The organism is Natronomonas sp., from assembly GCF_036625485.1.
In the GTDB taxonomy this organism is placed as follows: domain Archaea; phylum Halobacteriota; class Halobacteria; order Halobacteriales; family Haloarculaceae; genus Natronomonas.
Genome location: NZ_JAZKTR010000187.1, coordinates 1 through 4103, shown reverse-complemented (window position 1 = coordinate 4103; position 4103 = coordinate 1). Strand labels below are relative to the sequence as shown.

Genomic DNA, 4103 nt, shown 5'->3' with positions numbered 1-4103 from the left:
GCCGAGGGCTTTCCGGCTGTTTGCGGTCTGGTGGTCGCCACGCCCGGCTTATAAAGGAACCCCGTGCCAAAGTATGATCTCCGCCTCCGGACACGTCCACGAGACGAGGCGACAGGTTTTGTCGTAGTAGGCCGAAGATGTTGGTATGCGCGAACTCGTCTTCGCACTCGAATACGAGCCGGGTTGCAACCGGGTGGCCGACACGCTGGCCGACCACCCGGACGCCCGGATTCGCTCGCTGTCGCTGCACGCGACGGCCGAGCGGCTCTGGCGTGTCGACCACGCCACCGGCACCCCCGAGGCCCTCGACGACATCGAGGCCGCCTTCCTCAACAGCGACTACTACGCCGACTGCCTCGCGACCGGCGATTGCGGCGCTACCCAGACCACCCGCGTCCTCGACCACACCGACGATACGCTCGTCCTCTACTCGGATTGGGAACGGACGCCCACCTGCGCGTCGGTTCCGCACATCGCTCGCGACCACCTCGGCGACGGCGTCCTCTTCGAGACGCGCCACGAGGGACGCCACTACACGTGGCGGGTCATCCACTCCGGCGAGGGCGACGTGGCCGCGTTCTTCGATGCCCTCGAAGCCGCGGTCGGCGACTGTGCCCGAACCGAGATGCTGCGAACCGCCGACACCGCCACGCCGTCGGGCGAGGCGGCCGACCGGGCGAACGAACTCTCCCCCGAGCAGGAGGCCGCCCTGCGAGCCGCCGTCGAACACGGCTACTACGAATCACCCCGGGATGTCGACGTCGGCGAACTCGCCGACCACCTCGGCGTCCCCCGCTCGACGCTTACCTATCGACTCCGACGGGCCGAAGAACGACTGGCGAAACGGCACGTCGCCGGGACGCAGTTCACGGCGGACGCCGCACTGCCGCGATAGCAGAGCCGGGCCGGCCGCCCAGAATTTTGGAATATTCCAACGAAGGCTTATCGAGTTGACAGCCGAACCGTCAGGTAATGAGCGACGACGCAGATGCGACAGGGGGGAAACTCGAGACAGGGGAGGGACGGGAGCTCACCGCCCGCTTTGGCGTCCCCGAGATGGACTGTCCGACCTGTGCCAAAAAGGTCGACAAGAGCCTCCAGCGCGTCGACGGCATCGTCGACGTGACCCTCCAGCCGACGACCGGCACGGCCTCGATCACCTACGACCCCGACCGTGTGAACGAACGCGAGGTCATCGAGGCCATCGAGAACGCGGGCTACGAGGTGGTCGGTGGGACCGACGATGACGCCGAGGCCGGCGCGGATGGCTCGGCGGAAGGCGTCGACATCGCCCCGCCGTCGGAGGTCTGGACCAGCCCGCGTGCCCTCAAGACGTGGGTCGGCGCGGTTTTCGTCACCGCCGGCTTGCTCTTCGAGTTCCTCCTCACGAGCGCGAACGTCGGCGTGGCGAGCGTCCTCGGCTATCCGCTGGCGCTGGCCGACGTCCTCTTTCTCGCTGCCGTCGCCGCCAGCGGGATTCCGGTCATCCGGAGCGGCTACTACTCGGCGAAGAACCGGAGCCTCGATATCGACCTCCTGATGGGGACGGCCATCATCGCCGCCACCGGTATCGGCTATTTCGTCGAGGCCGCGACGCTGGCGGTCCTCTTCAGCATCGCCGAACTGCTCGAAGACTACGCGATGGACCGGGCCCGAGACTCCCTGCGGGAGTTGATGGAACTGTCCCCCGACGAAGCCACCGTCCGGCGGAGCGGTGAGGAGGTGACCGTCCCTGCCGACGAGGTCGAGATCGGCGAGGTCGTGGTCGTCCGGCCCGGCGACAAGATTCCGCTCGACGGCGTGGTCGTCGAGGGCGAAAGCGCCGTCGACCAATCGCCGATCACCGGCGAGAGCGTCCCCGTCGACAAGACCAGTGGCGAGGAGGTCTACGCCGGCACCATCAACGAGGGAGGATATCTCGAAATCGAGGTCATCTCGACGGCCGGTGACTCCACGCTCTCGCGAATCATCGAGATGGTCCAGGGCGCACAGGCCGAAAAGACCGACACCGAGCAGTTCGTCGACCGGTTTGCGGGCTACTACACGCCGACGGTGGTCGTGTTGGCGATTCTGACCGCCGCCATCCCGCCGCTTGTCATCTCCGAGCCGTTTTCGGTCGGCGTCGCCGGCTACGCCATCACCTTCGTCGGCGACTGGACGACGTGGTTCATTCGCGGCCTTACCCTGCTCGTCATCGCCTGCCCCTGCGCGTTCGTCATCTCGACGCCCGTCTCGGTCGTCTCGGGAGTCACCAGCGCCGCCAAGAACGGCGTCCTCATCAAGGGCGGCAACCACCTCGAAACGATGGGCGAGGTCGACGCCATCGCCCTCGACAAGACCGGCACGCTCACGCGGGGCGAACTCGCCGTCACCGACGTCGTGCCGGTCGGCGACACCGACGAGGCGACGCTGCTCCGCCATGCCGCCGGCCTCGAACGACGGAGCGAACACCCCATCGCCGACGCGATTCGCGTCCGCGCCGAGGAGGCGGAGGTGGGCGACCTGCCGGCCCCCACGACGTTCGAAAGCCTGACCGGGAAGGGCATCCGGGGCGAGTTCGACGGCGAGACCTACTACGCCGGCAAGCCCGCGCTCTTCGAGGAGTTGGGATTCGGGTTCGACCGTGGCGAGCGAACCGACGGCGGCGCGATACCGGAAGGCGAACCGAAGGGCGGCGACGCGACGTTCGCCGACGGCACCCTCACCGAACTCGAACGGGCGGGCAAGACCGTCGTAGTCGTCGGGACCGAGACGGAACTGTTGGGTGCCATCGCCATCGCCGACGAGGTTCGCCCGGCGTCGAAATGGGCCGTCGAACGCCTCCAGGAGATGGGCGTCGAACACGTCGTGATGCTGACCGGCGACAACGAGGGCACCGCCCGAGCCATCGCCGAGGCGGTCGGCGTCGACGAGTATCGGGCCGAACTCCTGCCCGAGGAGAAGGTCGAGGCCATCGAGGAACTGCAGGCCGACTACGGCGAGGTCGCGATGGTCGGCGACGGTATCAACGACGCGCCCGCCCTCGCGACCGCCGAGGTCGGCATCGCGATGGGGGCGGCGGGTACCGACACCGCACTCGAAACGGCCGACATCGCGCTTATGGGCGACGACATCGACAAACTGCCGTATCTCTACGGGCTGTCGCACACCGCCAACGGCGTCATCCGACAGAACATCTGGGCGAGCCTCGGCGTGAAGTTCCTGCTCGCTTTGGGCGTGCCGCTGGGACTGGTCAGCGTCGCGATGGCCGTCGTCGTCGGTGACATGGGCATGAGCCTCGGCGTGACTGGCAACGCGATGCGCCTTTCGCGGATCACGCCCGAGGAACGGGCGTGACGCGCCCGCCAGCACGCACAGGCGTCTGCTGATAGCCCGACCGTTATCTCCCTTATACGGATTGTTGTAGTCCTTTACCGGTCATCGCCGACGCGGAGCTGGCGATGACCGGTAAATCGTTACAATAACCCGTATCAGCCCCCGATACCGGATATGAAGCTCTCCGCCGTCGATCTCTCGCCGGTGCCCGACGACGGCACCGCCACGGATGCGTACGCCAACACCGTCGCGGCCGCCCAGCAAGCCGAACGGCTGGGCTTCGAGCGGTTCTGGGTCGCCGAACACCACGGCATGGCCGACACGCTCGCAGGGACGACGCCCGAGGTGTTGCTCGGCCATCTCGCCGCCGAGACCGACTCGATTCGTCTCGGTTCCGGCGCCGTCCTGCTCAACCACTACAGCCCTTTTAAAGTCGCCGAGCAGTTCGGCGCGCTGGACGCGCTCGCACCGGGGCGCATCGACGCCGGGTTGGGCCGGGCCAACGGCTCGCCCGCGGTCGACCGCGCGCTCGGGACGGACCGCCACGTCGAGAATCCCGACGAGGACCACACCGAGAAAATCAAGGCCGTCATCAACCACCTCTACGACGCCTACCCCGACGGACACGACTACAGCGACATCGAGATTCCTCGCTCGGGCGCCGCGGAACCGGTGCCGTGGGTGCTGGGCTCCAGTCCCTCCAGCGGGGCCATCGCGGGCGAACTCGGCCTTCCATACTGCTTTGCCGCGTTTATCCGCCCGCAGTTCGCCACCTACGCCTTCGAGGA

The 4103-nt window shown here is 67.4% G+C and carries 3 protein-coding genes; all 3 read left to right on the top strand.

What is annotated here, in order from left to right; translation table 11 throughout:
• The first annotated feature begins 145 nt into the window (after positions 1–145).
• Complete coding sequence (locus tag V5A53_RS13395; protein WP_332314120.1) at positions 146–895, top strand: helix-turn-helix domain-containing protein; 750 nt, start codon at positions 146–148, stop codon at positions 893–895.
• 77 nt (positions 896–972) lie between these two features.
• Positions 973–3336, top strand: a complete 2364-nt coding sequence (locus V5A53_RS13390) for a heavy metal translocating P-type ATPase (RefSeq protein ID WP_332314119.1) — start codon at positions 973–975, stop codon at positions 3334–3336.
• Positions 3337–3489: 153 nt separating this feature from the next.
• Positions 3490–4103, top strand: a 614-nt coding sequence (locus V5A53_RS13385; protein WP_332314118.1) for an MsnO8 family LLM class oxidoreductase, incomplete at its 3' end; no start/stop codon positions are given.

Excerpts from the sequence above, each read along its gene's own strand:
- V5A53_RS13390 (WP_332314119.1), top strand. The coding sequence starts at position 973 with ATGAGCGACGACGCAGATGCGACAGGGGGGAAACTCGAGACAGGGGAG.
- V5A53_RS13395 (WP_332314120.1), top strand. The coding sequence starts at position 146 with ATGCGCGAACTCGTCTTCGCACTCGAATACGAGCCGGGTTGCAACCGG.